The 16,116-nt window shown below is 63.5% G+C and carries 14 protein-coding genes; 2 read left to right on the forward strand and 12 right to left on the reverse strand.

What is annotated here, in order from left to right:
• Window positions 1-9: 9 nt before the first annotated feature.
• Window positions 10-693, reverse strand: a complete 684-nt coding sequence (locus HMPREF2656_RS06175; RefSeq protein WP_070816130.1) for a hypothetical protein — start codon at window positions 691-693, stop codon at window positions 10-12.
• A gap of 9 nt (window positions 694-702) precedes the next feature.
• The gene (locus HMPREF2656_RS06180) at window positions 703-1,323 is read right to left on the reverse strand and encodes a carbonic anhydrase (protein ID WP_070422492.1); all 621 of its coding nucleotides are present in this window, start codon (window positions 1,321-1,323) and stop codon (window positions 703-705) included.
• Window positions 1,324-1,456: 133 nt separating this feature from the next.
• Here HMPREF2656_RS06180 and HMPREF2656_RS06185 point away from each other — a divergent pair, with 133 nt between their 5' ends.
• On the forward strand, window positions 1,457-2,209 hold the full coding sequence (locus HMPREF2656_RS06185) for an HhH-GPD family protein (RefSeq protein WP_371440650.1): 753 nt from the start codon (window positions 1,457-1,459) through the stop codon (window positions 2,207-2,209).
• Here the strand turns inward: HMPREF2656_RS06185 and HMPREF2656_RS12510 are convergent.
• Entirely contained in the window at window positions 2,188-2,358 is a 171-nt protein-coding gene (locus HMPREF2656_RS12510) for a DUF4236 domain-containing protein (RefSeq protein WP_083319467.1), read from the reverse strand. The genes HMPREF2656_RS06185 and HMPREF2656_RS12510 overlap by 22 nt on opposite strands.
• 24 nt (window positions 2,359-2,382) lie before the next feature.
• Here HMPREF2656_RS12510 and HMPREF2656_RS06190 point away from each other — a divergent pair, with 24 nt between their 5' ends.
• Complete coding sequence (locus tag HMPREF2656_RS06190) at window positions 2,383-3,840, forward strand: lipase family protein (protein ID WP_070816131.1); 1,458 nt, start codon at window positions 2,383-2,385, stop codon at window positions 3,838-3,840.
• On the opposite strand, the gene HMPREF2656_RS06195 is transcribed toward HMPREF2656_RS06190, so the two are convergent.
• The 9 genes from HMPREF2656_RS06195 to HMPREF2656_RS06230 form a co-directional block, all read right to left on the reverse strand.
• Window positions 3,792-6,530, reverse strand: a complete 2,739-nt coding sequence (locus HMPREF2656_RS06195; protein ID WP_070816132.1) for an ATP-dependent Clp protease ATP-binding subunit — start codon at window positions 6,528-6,530, stop codon at window positions 3,792-3,794. The genes HMPREF2656_RS06190 and HMPREF2656_RS06195 overlap by 49 nt on opposite strands.
• A gap of 130 nt (window positions 6,531-6,660) precedes the next feature.
• Entirely contained in the window at window positions 6,661-6,963 is a 303-nt protein-coding gene (locus HMPREF2656_RS12515; RefSeq protein ID WP_083319468.1) for a CHY zinc finger protein, read from the reverse strand.
• A complete protein-coding gene (locus tag HMPREF2656_RS06200; protein WP_070422489.1) occupies window positions 6,963-7,775 on the reverse strand; it encodes a MetQ/NlpA family ABC transporter substrate-binding protein in 813 nt (270 codons plus the stop codon). The genes HMPREF2656_RS12515 and HMPREF2656_RS06200 overlap by 1 nt, the downstream gene beginning before the upstream one ends.
• A gap of 57 nt (window positions 7,776-7,832) precedes the next feature.
• On the reverse strand, window positions 7,833-9,524 hold the full coding sequence (gene ptsP, locus HMPREF2656_RS06205; RefSeq protein WP_070816133.1) for a phosphoenolpyruvate--protein phosphotransferase: 1,692 nt from the start codon (window positions 9,522-9,524) through the stop codon (window positions 7,833-7,835).
• Between the two features lie 10 nt (window positions 9,525-9,534).
• Window positions 9,535-11,532 (reverse strand): glucose PTS transporter subunit IIA, encoded by a 1,998-nt coding sequence (locus HMPREF2656_RS06210; protein WP_070816134.1) that lies wholly within the window; start codon window positions 11,530-11,532, stop codon window positions 9,535-9,537.
• A 69-nt stretch (window positions 11,533-11,601) separates the two neighbouring features.
• Window positions 11,602-12,462 (reverse strand): hypothetical protein, encoded by an 861-nt coding sequence (locus HMPREF2656_RS06215; RefSeq protein WP_141761032.1) that lies wholly within the window; start codon window positions 12,460-12,462, stop codon window positions 11,602-11,604.
• 5 nt (window positions 12,463-12,467) lie between these two features.
• Complete coding sequence (gene lysS / locus HMPREF2656_RS06220) at window positions 12,468-14,009, reverse strand: lysine--tRNA ligase (RefSeq protein ID WP_070816136.1); 1,542 nt, start codon at window positions 14,007-14,009, stop codon at window positions 12,468-12,470.
• 16 nt (window positions 14,010-14,025) lie between these two features.
• Entirely contained in the window at window positions 14,026-15,279 is a 1,254-nt protein-coding gene (locus tag HMPREF2656_RS06225; RefSeq protein WP_070483446.1) for a hypothetical protein, read from the reverse strand.
• Window positions 15,280-15,317: 38 nt separating this feature from the next.
• Window positions 15,318-16,115, reverse strand: a complete 798-nt coding sequence (locus HMPREF2656_RS06230; RefSeq protein WP_070816137.1) for a pantoate--beta-alanine ligase — start codon at window positions 16,113-16,115, stop codon at window positions 15,318-15,320.
• Window position 16,116: the final 1 nt, after the last annotated feature.

The following is a 16,116-nucleotide window of genomic DNA, read 5'->3' on the forward strand; positions in this document are numbered from 1 at the left end:
TACAAGAAACTAGGTGATGTTGAAGGGGGCTGCTTCCGAAGCATTGTCGCCGATGACCGTGTGCAGGAAGTAGGACCCCGGCTCGATCGCGGGACGGTCATCACACTTACCCGGCTGAGATACGGTGCCGGACCAGCGAGCCTGGTAGCCCTGCTTCTCCCCCGCCTTGTAGGTCTGGGTGCCGGACACGACGGGCTGGTAGCAGTCGGTGTCTGCCCACATGCGCTCGTTGGTACGCATGTCGTACACCTCGAAGCGCAGGATGTTCTCGTCAAGGTCGATGACGCAGTCGGTGTCGGTCGGGTTTTCCACTTCCATGTAGAACACCGGCTCGGTGCCTGCGGCGTAGGACGGCTGGTTCGGCAACGCCTTGATCCGTAGGTCCTTGAGTTCGCATGCGCCAGTGCGGGCCGGTGCGGCCTCAACACTGGAGGAAGGTTCCTCCGACGGGGATGCGGACGCAGTCTCAGACGTAGATTCCTCAGGCGCGGCGACGGTCGGCTCGGTAGCCACGGTCGGGTTCACGGTTTGCTCGGTGGAGGTTTCGGTTGCCCCATCCGATCCGGATCCGCCGCTGCGGGCCATGGCGGAAAGCGCCCAGACCAGCAACGCCACAACCACGAGGAGGATGACGAGGGCCGCGACGCGGCGACGCATGTAGATCTCCGGGGGCAATGGGCGCTGGTTCGACATGCTTATAACTTAATCGCCGAAGTTTTCGTAGGTGGTCTCGACACGGCCGTCCGAAAGACGGTAACGCGCGCCAACCACACCGATGCTGCGCTTGCTCAAGCCAGCAACGACGGCGGGGATGCGGGCGACCAAGTGCTCGGCGCCGTGGCGGGCGTGGGCTTGCTCGACCTGTTCGCCGCGCTTTTCGGCCTCGACGATGGATGGGGCGATCTTCTCGACGAACAGGCGGGTCAGGCCGTGCGGGATCTCGCCGGACTCGAACGCCTGGACTGCGGAGCCGACAGCGCCGCACTTTTCGTGGGAGAGGAACAGCACGAGGTCTACTCCGAGGCCGTCGACGGCGAACTCCACGGATGCGGAGACAGCGGAGTCGACGCAGCCGCCGGCGGTGCGGATGACGAAGATGTCGCCGAAGCCGGCGTCGAAAAGCAGCTCGACGGGCACGCGCGAGTCAGAACAACCGATGACACATACGGCTGGGTTCTGGCCGGAGGTGAGCTGCTGGAGTGTTTCGGCGTCGCGGTGCGGGGCGACGGTGTTGCCGGTGGCGAATCGCTCGTTGCCTGCGCGAAGCAGGTCCCACACTTCGCGCGGGGAGGTAGCGGCCTGGAGCTCTGTTGCATTAGTCATACCGGCTATTGTGGCACGCATTGTGCAGAATATTCGCCCAAATCAGATAGTTGATTGGTATCGCGCCAACGCACGGGATTTGCCGTGGCGCAAACCGGGTACGTCACCGTGGGGTGTGCTGATCAGCGAGGTTATGAGCCACCAAACCCAGGTGGAGCGCGTTGCCCCCATTTGGTTGAAGTGGATTGAGCGCTGGCCGACTCCGCACGATTTTGCGCAGGCGCGTATCGACGACATCCTGCGCGCCTGGGCCAACCTCGGCTACCCACGGCGGGCGTTGAGGTTGCGGGAGTGCGCGCAGGTGATCGTCGACAAGCATGGCGGCGTTGTGCCGGACGATGTGGACGCGCTGCTGGCACTGCCTGGCATTGGGGACTACACGGCGCGGGCGGTGGCGTGTTTCGCCTACGGGAAGAACGTGCCGGTTGTTGACACGAATGTGCGTCGCGTGGTGGCGCGTGTGGAGCGCGGCCAGGCGCTGGGGGTGCCGGGGAAGAAGGAAATCCAGGAGGTTGCGCACCTGCTTCCGGAGGACAACGGTCCCGAGTTTTCGGTCGGGCTCATGGAGCTTGGTGCGCTGGTGTGCACCGCGAAGGCACCGAAGTGCGATGCGTGCCCGGTTGCGCAGGATTGTGCCTGGTTGGCGGCGGGCAGGCCGGCACCTGAGGAGGGGCAGCGGCGGCCGTCGCAACGTTTTGAGGGCACGGATAGGCAGGTGCGTGGCAAGATTATGAAGGTGCTGCGCGAGGCAGATTCGCCGGTTGAGCAGGCGATTATCGATGCCGTCTGGCCCGACGACGCGCAACGCTCACGCGCACTGTTCTCACTGTTGGAGGACGGCCTCGCTGAACAAGATGAGCGCGGTTACTTCCACTTACCGCGGTAGGTCAGCCCACCCGGCAGCTTGACCCATACGCCGCCGCGGGAGTTGATGGTCACTGGCCCGACGCGTTTGGAGGCGGAAACGCCCGAACCGGAGTAATTCAGCCAGCTGTCCTTGCTGAGCTTCTGGCGCTTACGAAACTGGAATCCCATAGCCGGCAGTTTACACTGCTGTACATGCAAAAACGTTGGTGCTCCCTGCTCATTCCGGTGTTATTGGCCCCATCCGCGCAGGCTGCGGACCTGAGCGCGGAGTCGTTGTCGTCGCTGTCGTCGGTGGGGTCGTCGACACTCGAGGTGGTACGCGACGCGTCGTCGTTGTCGTCGCTTCCGGAGTCATCGTGGAAACCACTGGCCGGCGCACCAGGTAGCGAGGCGGGCTCGCTTGACGCGGTGAAGCGGGTGCCAGGGTCGACCGGCCAGCGCATCCGCTACACCACCACGAATGACAAGGGCGAGAAGGTCGCGGTGACTGGGGCGTTTTACAAGCATCGCCGCGCGAAGGGACTCATCGCGCTCGCACCGGGCACGCGTGGTCTGGGTGATCAGTGCGCGCCATCGGCAGGCTCGTCCATGCTGGTGCGCATCGAAGACGGCACCGTGAACATTAACTATGAGGCGCCCCTGGTACAGAAGCTGCTGGATGCCGGCTATTCCGTGGTGGTCACCGACTACATCGGGTTGGGCACCGATGGGTTGCACACCTACTTGAACAGGGTGGATCAGGGGCATGCGCTTATCGACGCCGCCCGCGCCGTTGCAAAACCAAACCAAAAAGTGGGCTTCTGGGGCTACTCCCAAGGCGGTGGCGCTGCCGCGGCCGCTGCGGAACTCGTCGCCGACTACGCCCCCGAACTCAACGTGATGGGAACGTTCTCCGGTGCTCCGCCAGCCGACCCGCTGGGTGTGCTGGAGCAAGGTACCGCCCCGATGCTCACCGCCGTGGCCGGTTTTGCCGCTGCGAGCTACTCCGAAAGCTACCCGGAATTCGGCGAGGCCTTGCAGGAACACCTCACCGACGAAGGCAAAGTTTGGCTCGAAGGACTGAAAAACTCGTGCGTGGTCGACGCCTCGTTGTCTGCGCCGGCCGACCCTTCCACACTGTTCACCGCAGGCAACTCGTTCGCTGAAGTGGTGCACTCGGATGAGCGGCTGGCGAAGTATCTGGAACTGAACAAAATGGGCACCGTCGCGCCGTCTGCGCCGATCATGGTGATGACGAATGCCGACGACGACCTCGTTCCGGAGCCGCAAGCCACCCAACTGGCAGAGGACTATTGCGCCGTCGGTGCGCAGGTGGAGTACCGCCGCGTGGTGGTGCCGGGTTCCCCGACGCAACCATTGTCTTCGGGGCGTCTGCAGTTGACGCCACGCGTTCCTGGTTCGGGCCATGCCGCTCCCCTGCTTTTGCAGGCCGATAATGCGATTGCGTGGATGGATGATCGTTTCGCCGAACAGCCTATGAAACGGGTGTGCCCCTCCGACCACCCTGCATATGAGGTGGTGGAGGGGCTCAACGCGGTGGAGATCACCGCGTTAGTCCTGGGCATCCTTGGCGTGCTCGGTGCCGCAGCCGCCTGGTGGGGTTACACCGGCTCGGGGCCGTTGTCTTCCTTGCCCTCGTTGCCCTTCTGATCGTCTGCGGTGTCGCGCTCATCCGGGAACTCGGAGGCTTCGGACTCCGGCTGGGTGCGCTCCGGCTCGATGTCGCGGACCTCTTCTTCCAGCTCGACGTCGAAGGCCTCCGCTGGCAGCGGGCGTGGACGTGGGGTGAAGGTGAAGGTCGCATCCGGGGCGGCCTTGCCACGATCCTTGCGGGCCGTCTCCACGTCGCCGTCCCAGCCCTCGACGTCCACGGTGATGATCTCGCCGGCACCGATCTCGCCGAAGAGGATCTTCTCGGACAGGATGTCCTCGATCTCGCGCTGGATGGTGCGACGCAGCGGACGTGCACCCAGCACGGGGTCGAAACCACGGACTGCAAGCAGGTTCTTGGCGTTCTCGGTGAGCTCGATGCCCATGTCCTGCGCGGCCAGGTTCTTGTCCACTCGAGCGATGAGCAGGTCCACCATCTGGACAATCTCTTCCTGGGAGAGCTGCTTGAACACGACGATCTCGTCGATACGGTTCAGGAACTCCGGGCGGAAGTGCTTCTTCAGCTCGTCGTGGACCTTACCCTTCATGCGCTCGTACTGCGCCTCGGAATCCGCGGCGGTGTCCCCGGTGAAGCCCAGGCCGACCGGCTTGGAGATGTCGGAGGTACCCAGGTTCGAGGTGAAGATCAGCACCGTGTTCTTGAAGTCCACGTTGCGGCCCTGGCCGTCGGTGACGTGGCCTTCTTCCAGCACCTGCAGGAGGGTGTTGTAGATCTCCTTGTGGGCCTTCTCGATCTCGTCGAAAAGCACGACCGAGAACGGCTTGCGGCGCACCTTCTCGGTGAGCTGGCCGCCCTCTTCGTAGCCGACGTATCCCGGAGGGGCACCGAAGAGACGCGACGCCGTGAAGCGATCGTGGAACTCGCCCATGTCCACCTGGATCAAGGAGTCGTCGTCGCCGAAGAGGAACTCTGCAAGCGCCTTCGACAGCTCCGTCTTACCCACACCGGACGGGCCAGCGAAGATGAACGAACCGGACGGACGGTTCGGATCCTTCAGACCTGCGCGGGTGCGGCGGATGGAACGGGACACAGCCTTAACAGCCTCGTCCTGGCCGATGATGCGCTTGTGCAGCTCGCCTTCCATGTTGAGCAGGCGCTTCGACTCGCTCTCGGTGAGCTTGAACACCGGGATGCCGGTCCAGTTGGCCAGCACGTCAGCGATCTGCTCCTCGCCAACCTCGGCGATGTCCTCGAGGTCGTCCGAGCGCCACTTCTTCTCCTTCGCGGCGCGCTCCTCGGTGAGCTTGCGCTCCGTTTCGCGCAGGCTGGCTGCCTTCTCAAAGTCCTGGGCGTCGATCGCCGCTTCCTTTTCCTTGCGGACCTCAGCGATGCGGTCGTCGACCTCACGCAGGGAATCCGGGGCGGTCATGCGCTTGATGCGCATGCGGGCGCCGGCCTCGTCGAGAAGATCGACTGCCTTATCCGGCAGGAAACGATCGTTGATGTAGCGATCCGACAGGTTCGCTGCAGCCTTGAGTGCATCGTCGGTGTAGGACACGCGGTGGTGCGCCTCGTAGCGGTCGCGCAGACCCTTGAGGATCTGGATGGTGTCCTCGATGCTCGGCTCGTCCACCTGCACCGGCTGGAAACGACGCTCAAGAGCGGCGTCCTTCTCAATGTGCTTGCGGTATTCGTCCAGCGTGGTTGCGCCGATGGTCTGGAGCTCGCCACGAGCCAGCTTCGGCTTCAGCAGCGAAGCAGCGTCGATCGCACCTTCGGCGGCACCGGCGCCGACGAGGGTGTGGATCTCGTCGATAAACAGGATGATGTCGCCGCGCTGGTTGATCTCCTTGAGCACCTTCTTCAGGCGCTCCTCGAAGTCACCGCGGTAACGCGAACCTGCAACCAGGGAGCCCAGGTCCAGCGAGTAAACCTGCTTGTCCTTCAGGGTCTCCGGGACGTTGCCGTTCGCAATGTCGAGCGCCAAGCCCTCCACGACCGCGGTCTTACCGACGCCCGGCTCACCGATGAGCACCGGGTTGTTCTTGGTACGGCGCGACAGGACCTGCATGACGCGCTCGATTTCCTTGTCACGGCCCACAACCGGGTCGAGCTTGCCTTCCTTGGCAGCTGCGGTGAGGTTACGGCCGAACTGGTCGAGTACGAGCGAGTTGGAACGCTCGCCGCCCTGCGGGCCGCCACCACCTGCACGGTTGCCACCAGCACCCGCACCTGCGAAGCCCGGGCCGCCGCCCTGCTGCGGGGACTCCGGATTCTGCGCCTCGCCGCCCTCGTAACCAGACAGCAACTGGATAACCTGCTGGCGCACACGCGGCAGGTCAGCGCCGAGCTTGATCAGCACCTGCGCCGCAACGCCCTCGCCCTCACGGATCAGGCCGAGCAGCAAAAACTCGGTGCCGATGTACTTGTGGCCCATCTGCAGACCCTCACGCAGGGAGAGCTCCAGAACCTTCTTGGCACGCGGGGTAAACGGGATGTGACCGGTGACCGGCTGGGTGCCGTGGCCAATGATGTCGATGACCTCACGGCGCACATCCTCAAGGTTGATACCCATGGATTCGAGGGCCTTCGCGGCGACGCCCTCGCCTTCCTTAATCAGGCCGAGCAGGATGTGCTCGGTGCCCATGTAGTTGTGATTGAGCGCGCGCGCTTCCTCCTGCGCCAGGACGATGACGCGACGGGCCCGGTCGGTAAACCGCTCGAACATGTGGCTGACCCCTTCTATAGCTAAATCGTTGTCCACCACCATAACGCCGGGGTGCGACATCACTTCCCACGTTTTGGCTGCCGGGGGCGTGGAATCGTCGAAAAGCAGTGCTCAGAGGGGATGTTCACCCTTAGCGAACATCCCTGAAATACACACTTTCATGCAGTTTGCAGCCCGGATTAAACGGGTGCCCGCACGAGGGGCACGCGGCCCCATACTCGGCGTGAGTCATCATGTAACCGCACGCGCCGCACATCACAGAGCGCAGGTGCTTATCGACGCCCACAAACCGGTGATCCGCCAACTCGTCATGGCACAGCGAACAGGCCCAGAGTTTGTGGCAGGCCCCGCAGGTGTTGGCGACGACGTCGCGCTCCGAATGCCAATGCGCGCACCGGCCTTGCGGGTCAACGTCGATACCGTGGATTTTCATTAATTCACCGGGATTACGGAGCCGCTGTACTTCTCGCGGATCCACTCTGCGGTCTCCGGCGAGCTCAGGTCCGCCGCCAACTTCTCGATGCGGGGATCCTTCGCCGCGTCCTCATTGGCTGCGAGGATGTTCACGTACGGGTTGTTCTCCGGGCTCTCGGCAATGACAGAATCCTCCGACGGGTTCAGGCCGACCTGGAGTGCGAAGTTGGACGACGAGATGACGCCGTCGATCGAGTCATCCGACAACGACTGGATAACGATCACATCGTCGACTGGGACGATCTCAATGTCCTTCGGGTTGTCGGTGATCGACTGCAGGTTGATCTTGGACACGTTTGCCGGATCGATCTCCTGGTCCAGACCGATGACACCGTTGGCCTCCAGCAGGATCAACGCACGCGCTAGGTCGGACGGGGAGTTCGGCGTCGCAATCTTCGCCCCTTGTTTCAGCTGATCGATGGAATCAATGGAGTTGGAGTACATCCCCATCGGCTCAATGTGGACTCCGACGATGTTGACCAACTTTTTACCGGTCTGAGTCTCCCAGTCCAGCAGGTATGGCGGATGTTGGTAGAAGTTCGCAGCAGCAGAGCCATTGGCTACCGACATGTTCGGGTCGATACCACCCGGAACGACCTTCACGTCGAGCTCGTACTCCGGATTCTTCTCATCGACATAGCGCAGAATTTCCGCATGCGGTGTCGGCACTGCTAACACCGTAAGTGGCTCGAGGTCGCCCGAATCACTGGAGCAAGCAACGAGGCCAAGGCCAACTGCGGCAGACAAAGCAATGGACGCGAAACGCTTCATGGGGAAGCCCTTTCCCTATTGTGAACAACCTTGTCTGCCAATACTAGACTATGCGGTTCACAGTAGGTCAAGAATTACCGAATCCGCGATCCCAAGCACCGCCTCACGTGCATCTTCAGCGGTCCGGGCGGCAAGGGCAGCATCGGCCATCTTCCGGCAGGTATCCATGTCGTGCAGGCGCAGCGCCGCGCGCACGGCGTTGACCTTGCCGGGCGCCATAGACAGTGACTTCACGCCAAGGCCGACAAGGACGAGGGCCATGAGCGGGTCGCCGCCGGCCTCGCCGCACACACCGATGGGTTTGCCAGTAGCTTCACCGCCGCGGCAGGTCTCGCGGATCATGGACAGCACCGCGGGCTGCCAGGGCGAGAGCAGTTCGGCGAGTTCGCCCTGCATGCGGTCAGCGGCCATCGTGTACTGGGAAAGGTCGTTGGTGCCGATGGAGCCGAAGTCCACAACGTCGAGCACCTGCCCGGCGCGAATCGCGGCCGCAGGGGTTTCGACCATGATGCCCACCTGCTTCAGTCCAGCAGCGCGGGCGCGTTCGGCGAACCACTCGGCCTCCTCGACCGTGGCGACCATGGGCGCCATGACCCACAGTTCGGCGTCCGGCACGTTACGCTGCGCGTTGGCGAGTGCCTCCAACTGGTCGGCGAGCAGATCCTCGCGGGCTTGGGACAGGCGCAGGCCACGGCGGCCGAGGGCGGGGTTTTCCTCCTCGCCAAGGTCCGCAAACGACAGCGGCTTGTCGGCGCCGGCGTCGAGGGTGCGCACCACCACGCGGCGCGCACCGAAGGCCTCGAGGACCTTGGTGTAGGTCTCGGTCTGCTCGTCCACGCTGGGCGCGGAGTCGCGGTCCAGGAAGAGAAACTCAGAGCGGAACAGGCCGGAGCCTTCCAGGTCATAGCCCGCAGCCTTCACCGCGTCTTCGGCGGTGCCGATGTTGGCCAGCAGTTTCACGGCGTGGCCGTCGCGGGTGGCGCCGGCGCCGGCGGAGCCTTCCAGTGCGGCGGCGCGGCGGCGGGAGCGCTCGTCGAGTTCGGCGACGTCCTCATCGGACGGGGCGACGATGATTTGGCCGGTGCTGCCGTCGAGGGCGATGCGGGGGTCGTCGACAATCGCATCGGAAATGCCCTTGACCTGCACCGCAGCTGGGATGCCGAGCTGTGCGGCGAGGATCGCGGTATGCGAGGTCGCGCCACCCGCCTCGGTGACAATGCCGAGCACCATCGCCGGATCCAGTGTGGCGGTCTCGGCGGGCGCAAGATCGTGCGCGACCAGGATCGACGGCGCCGTCAGATCCGGCACGCCCGGCTCCGGCAAGCCCCGCAGGCGCGCGGTGGCGCGGTCGCGGATGTCGTAGAGGTCAGTGACACGCTCGGCCATGTAGCCGCCGAGCTTGCGCAGCTTGTTCGCGTACGTCTCCACCGCATCGTGTACCGCTTTGGTGGGGCCGCTGCCCTTCTTCAGTTCCTTGTCCACCCCGCGGGTCAGGCCACGGTCCGTGGCCAGCGCCGCGGTGGCCTCGAGCACGTCCTGCGACGCCTTCGAGTTGGCGTGCGCCGCACGTTCGCGTAACGACGACGCCACCTCCCCCAACACTTCCCGTATCCGCTGACCATCCGCCTCGGGGTCCACGGAGGCGGGCTCGTGGTTATCGATACCCACCGCCGGGGTCACTACCGCGACGGGTCCGCAGGCAGTACCGGCGGACACACCAATGCCATGAAGAACTGTGCGCTCAGTCATGGCACCGAGCCTACTCGGCGGGCGTGATCTCGAGGATGGCATCTCCAATTTCGACGGTGCCATCGGCCACGTCGTTTACTCCGCCGAGTTTCTTGGAGTTGACCACGGTGGTGATCACAGTGGTGTCGACCCCCTTGGCGGCAATCGCCGGGAAGTCCACCTCCGCCAGTGCGTCACCGGCAGCGACCTCCTGTTTCTTCTCTACCAGCGGGGTGAAGCCCTCGCCCTCGAGTTTCACGGTGTCGATGCCGATGTGGACGAGCAGTTCCGCGCCGTCGTCGGTCTTGATGCCGTAGGCGTGGCCCGTCTTCGCCACAGAAATCACCTTGCCCGCAGCGGGCGCAACCACGGTGAGTTTGTCATTCGCCGGAATCACACCAACAGCCTGGCCGAGGGCGCCGGAGGCGAAGGCGGCGTCGTTAAGCGCTGCCATCGCCACAACCTCACCAGCGACAGGAGCGAGCACTGTGCTTTCAGTGCTTTGCGACGACCCCACAACCGCAACCGGCTCCTCCTCACGAGCAGCAGCCGCGCGAGCAAGCGCGTCCGCCTTCTCCTCAGGGGTGCGGTAGTCGGTGATCAGGATGATGAAGAACGAGGTGAAGAACGCCACTGCGATGGCGATCATGTAGACCCACATTGGGTCGAACACGAACATGGTCGGGATGGAGGTGAACACGAACGCGTTCGTCTTCACGCCACCGAACGGGGTGCCCAGGATCGCGATAGTCAGGCCGCCGGCGAAGCAGCCGACGAGCATGCGCGGGTAGATCTTCTTAAAGCGCAGGTGGATACCGTAGAGCGACGGCTCGGAGATGCCGCCGAGCAGGCCCGCGGCGAGGGCGGAACCGGAGGTCTGGCGCATCAGCGGGTCGCGGTCACGAATAGAAATAGCCAGCACCGCGGCGGTGGCGCCGAAGCAGGCAAAGTTCCACGCACCCATTGGTCCCTGGATGAAGTCGTAGCCAAGGGTGTTGATGTTCACCAGCATCAACGCGTTGAGCGGCCAGTGCAGGCCAAGCGGAACCAGGAACGGGTAGAGCATCGGGATCAGCAGCGCGAACAGGAACGGCGCATTGCCGTTCATCCACGCCAGACCAGTACCGATCCACGCGCCGAGCAGGTAGCCGAACGGGCCGATGATAAACGCGGTGACCGGGATCATGACCAGCAGCGTCAAAAACGGCACAAACACCATGTGCACGGCAGACGGGATGATCTTCTGCAACCCCTTGTACAGCAGGGCGGCAACAGCCGCCATGATCAGCGGCACGAACACGTTGCCGTTGTAGCCGTTCAGAATCATCGGCAGGCCGAAGACGTCGACGACGTCGGTCGGTGCGCCGAAGAGATCGATCATCCGCGCATCGGGGTGGTCCTTCAAGTCAATGAAGTCCGGGGTAAATAGCGCGAGCATGATCGCGGCCGGCACCCACGGGTCGATGTTGAGCTTCTTGCCCGCGTTGTAGGCAACCGCCACCGGCAGGAAGAAGAACACCGAGCCCCACATGGCGTCGACGAACTGCCAGCCCGGCGTCTTCACTTCCGCACGGAAGTCGATGATGTCGAAGGCGTCGAGGAAGGCAGCGAACGCAATGATCAGCGACGCGCCGAGCAGCACGCCCAGGATCGGGCGGAAAGAGTCTGAGAGATACTCGAAGAACGTATCGAGCCACGGCATCTTGCCCTTGGCCTTGTCGCGCTGCTGCTTCTTTAGCTCGTCGTTGGACGTGGTGCGGCCCGCCATCTCAGGCAGGTTATTGATCGCGTTGTACACCGTAGCCACGTCACCACCGACAATGACCTGGTAGTGGCTGCCGCCCTGGGGGACCGCGCCCATTACCTTCGGGTTTGCTTCGAGGCGGTCTTTGTCGGCCAGGGAGGCGTCGTTGAGTTCGAACCGCAGTCGGGTCGCACAGTGTGTCATCGACGCGATGTTGTCGGCCCCGCCGATTCCGGCGAGGATATCGGCAGCCTGATCTTGCAGGCTCGCCTTAGTGGTCGCCATGCTGATGCTCCTTTCAACCACATGGTTTAGTCACATCAAACGTTAGTTGGTTATAACCACCGTGCACAATTAGCAGGGGTCGAGATATTCCTCACGATCCGACAACACTCGCGCGTTCCCGCCGTAGTCCTTCTTCGCAGCACACAGCGCATCCGTGTCGTGACCAAAGTCGAGATACACCGGGTAGATGTCGTTGCCATCGACCTGTGCGCGAAGCGACGGGCAGTGGCCTGGATAGGTGTACTCAGCATTTCCATCGCCGAGATACGCAATGTCAAACGCAAGCTTGGAGTGTGTCGAGCCAATATCTCCGTCCGCAATTACGGAATCGAGAATGAGAATTCCTCGTCCATCACAATTCGGCGCGGAGATTTGACGCTTAACCCCTTCAAACTGCGCCTCGACAATCACGCCATCGCTGTCGCGCTTAATCCCCCAGTTTGGGTCGAGTGTGCTCGATGTCGGCACAGGGGTGGAAGCCTTCGCCTGCTTCTTGTGCGGCGGCTCCTGACCAGGCGGGTATACGCCGCAGCGTGGCTCCTTATCCGCTAGGGATTCGGGAACGCCGAGCTCCTCAAGACGACCCGGGTTAAAGCACGGCCGCGCCATACCCATGCCATCCCACACACCGTCGGGCTCTACCTCTACCCAGTGCTTACCGTCCCACTGCGCGAGGATGATGTTGCCGGAATTCGGAACTCCAGGACGAGTGAAGCCACCTTCGCAAGGACCATACAGCTCAAACTCTTCAAGCCCTGGCGAATTTTTGATTGCATCAGTGGAGCAATCCGGTGGGGGCAACTGCGACGTTGTTGTGGTTGGCGTGGTAGGCACCGTTGGCTCCGCAAGCTCTGCTTGTTCACTACTGCCACAGCCCGCCAACGAGGCTGCGAGGAGTACTCCGGCTGCTGCGAGGGGCCAACGGCGCATCGTCGTTACGCCTCCGGCTTCACCATCGGGAACAGGACGGTCTCGCGGATGCCCAGGCCGGTCAGGGCCATGAGCAGGCGGTCCACGCCCATGCCACAACCTGCTGTCGGCGGCATGCCCTGCTCCATAGCGGCGAGGAAGTCCTCGTCGAGCACCATGGCCTCGTCGTCACCATGCGCCGCCAGGCGGGCCTGGTCTTCGAAGCGCTCGCGCTGGATCACGGGGTCGATGAGCTCGGAGTAGCCGGTAGCCAGCTCGAAGCCACGGACGTAGAGGTCGAACTTCTCGGTCACACCCGGCTGCTCGCGGTGGTCGCGGGTCAGCGGGGAGGTCTCCACCGGGAAGTTAATGACAAAGGTCGGCTCGTAGAGCTGGTCGGAGCAAAGCTCCTCCCAGATTTCCTCAACAAGCTTGCCGTGCAGCCAGCCTGCATTCTCCGGAACCTTCAGACCGATAGTCTCAGCGATGCCCTTGAGTTCCTCCACGGAGGAATCGATGGTCACCTCAGGCTGGCCCGGGAACTTACGCTGCAGCGCCTCGTTGAGCGACGGGTACATCTCCAGTACCTTCCACTCGCCGCCGAAGTCGTACTCGGTGCCGTCAGCCAGCGTGACCTTCTGGGAGCCGAAGACTTCCTGGGCACAGAACTGGACAAGACCCTTCATGGTTTCGGCACCGTCCTTGTAGGTGCCCCACGCCTGGTAGGTCTCCAACATGGTGAACTCCGGCGAGTGGGACGAATCCACGCCCTCGTTGCGGAAGTTCTTATTGATCTCAAAGACGCGCTCCAGACCACCAACAACGGCCCTCTTCAGGTAAAGCTCCGGCGCGATGCGCAGGTAGAGGTCAATGTCCAGCGCGTTGGAGTGGGTGACAAACGGACGAGCCGCAGCACCGCCGTGCAGCGTCTGCAGCATCGGCGTCTCAATCTCCACAAAGTCCAGGCCCGTAAGGAACTTACGCACCGCGGCCATGACCTTGATGCGGGTCATGGCGTTCTTGCGCGCATCCTCGCGCATGATCAGATCCGTGTAACGGCGACGGACGCGCTGCTCCTCGTTCATGTCCGCAAACGCGACCGGAAGCGGGCTCAAGGCCTTCGAGGCCATGTGCCAGGACTGTGCCTGGACGGAGAGCTCGCCTCGTCGAGAAGCAATGATGCGCCCACGAACCGAGACAATGTCACCCAGGTCCGTGTCAGCCTTCCACTGCGCGAGGGCCTCCTCGCCCACCTCTGCCAGCGACAACATGACCTGCAACTGGGTGCCGTCACCCTCCTGCAAGGTGGCAAAGCAGAGCTTGCCGGTGTTGCGCTGGAACATGATGCGGCCGGCGACAGCCACCACATCCTGGGTTTCCTGGCCGGCCTCAAGGCGGGTCACGCCGTCGCCTTCGCCCTCTTCAACGACCTGGTACTTCGCCCGCAGGTCCTTCAGCGAGGTCGTACGGTCAACTTCGACGGGGTAGGCATCACGGCCCTCGCCGATAAGCCGTTGCCTCTTCTCCCGGCGGATTTGCTGCTGCTCTGAAAGATCCTGCGTACTCACGCCGGTCAATCGTAGTCTATTGGCAAAGCGGAAGATCCAGACGCTGCTCTTCCGAGTTCAAACCGTTAATAATCATGAGGTATTCAGGCTTGTCCTGCGGCACCATCACATAGGCAGGCGGGTTCGCGTCCGGCAACTCATAGGAGTTCACGGTGCACTCACCGGAGCCCAGAACGACGGCCTCGCGCGGGTCCGGCACCGCATCGTCGCGGTCATACTCGTCGGCGTACTTCACCACAGACACGCCCAACTCTGCGTTGGCGCAGCGGATCTTGCCTTCCTGGTCCGGATCGGTCGAGCCGTTCTCGCAGCGCAGATCCTGCCAGCCCTTCTGGCCGGACTTCTTGGACACGATATCCGGGTACTCCTCGGCGATCTGCGCCTCCGCACCCTCCCAGGCCTCGCCGCGGTTGGCGGACCAATACCACAGTGCCGCAATAGCGATGAGCAGTAGCGCCAGGATCGCGATGATCCACGGCCACGGGACTTTCTTCTCGTTCGTCGCCGCCGGGCGGGTGTAGTTGCCGTCCGGGCCGTACGCGTACGGCTCAGGGCGCTTGCGATAGCCGTCCTCCGGGTTGGGAGCAACGTCGATGTTGGACGCCTCCTGGGGCGCGTCGCCCACTGCCACCATCTGCAGCACGTCCGCACAGGTGCGGGTGCCCTCGCGCGGAGCCTCGCCCGTCATCAGACTGACCACGCTGGCGAACTTGTCCACATTCGCCTTGGCCAACTCCTCATCCGAGCCAACCGCGTCGGTACTCGGACCAACCAGGGTGAGCTTCACCGGGGTGGTCGACCACTGCGGCTGCACCAAGAGGCGCTCCGGCGAAATAGAACGGGAGACGAACCCGGACAGGCCCTTCAAGTCGTAATCGTCGATGGCCTCGGCCACCGGGGCAAGCAAGTCGCGCACTTCCTGCTGGGTAAACGTCGCGCCCTTTTCCGCAATGAGGTCGCTGAGCGGCGTGCCGGTTGCGGCCTCGCGCAGGACGAAAAGCTGCCCTTCGTCGGTGGTGCCCACACTGCGCGGCTGGAACGCGCCCGGGTGCGCCGCCAAAGCGAGGCGGCTGTTCAGCGTGTTCACGTCGGCGCCGAGGTGTTCCGCCACCTTCGTGTCAAAGACCTCCACCTCTACGGCGTGGCCTTTGTCGTCCGACGCGGTGTACAACGTGGACGTTTCAGTACGGCCGCTTTCACGCACCTGCTCAGGGGTGAAGGCGAAGCCGAAGCGGTCGGCGAGGATTCCGGCGATGTTGGGCACAGACATGCGCCGCATTCTACCGCCTGCGACCGCAGCCCGTTCGGCTACCTATCTTCTTCGATGTGCTTGAAGCCAATCCCGAGCGGCAAACCGACGTTGTCGGCCAGGCGCACAGGGCCGAGGTCGACGGCGGCGAGGAGGCGGGCGTCGCCACGCTCGGGCGCTTCGCGCATCGCCAGGTCGCGCAGCTCAAGGTAGGCCGGTTCAAGGCCCTCGGCGGCGAGCACACCACGCACGGTTTCAAGCACGACCTCGGCGCCCTGCTCAGCGGCGTGGGCGCCTGCGGTCAGCGCCGCCGGCAGTGCGAGAGCGGCCTCGCGCAGATCCTCCGGCACGTCGGCGTTGCGCAGCGACACCGCCAGCCCGTTCGGGGTGCGCACGGTAGGCACGGAGTGCAGTTTGACCTCCATACGCAGGCCAGAGACCGCATATTGCGTGGCGACGAGCACCTCAAAGTCCTTCTCCCCCAACACCACATCCGTCGCATGCGAGGCGTTAATCGCAGCAAGGATGCGCGCCACCTCGCGCTGCGTGTGCTCCGGGTCCTCCAGCGGATCCATCCCGGAATCCACCCGCACCTTGGTCTCCAGCGGGCCGTGGAACACCACGTCCACCTTCTCCTCGGCGAAGATGTCCGGCACCTCGTCGCCAGTAAACGTGACCACAACATACGAGCCGAGCAGCGACTTCGCCGCACGGATCAACTCAATGTGGCCCGCGTGCACGTCGCGGCCCAGCGGCACCACCACAACAGACTTGCCGATCTTGCGAAACGCCCGCCCGTAGGTCGCCAGCAGCGCCTCGTCCGTAACGACGGCCGCCTTACCTGCCTCAAACGCCATT

The sequence above is a fragment of the Corynebacterium sp. HMSC034B08 genome (assembly GCF_001835805.1).
GTDB lineage: Bacteria > Actinomycetota > Actinomycetes > Mycobacteriales > Mycobacteriaceae > Corynebacterium > Corynebacterium coyleae.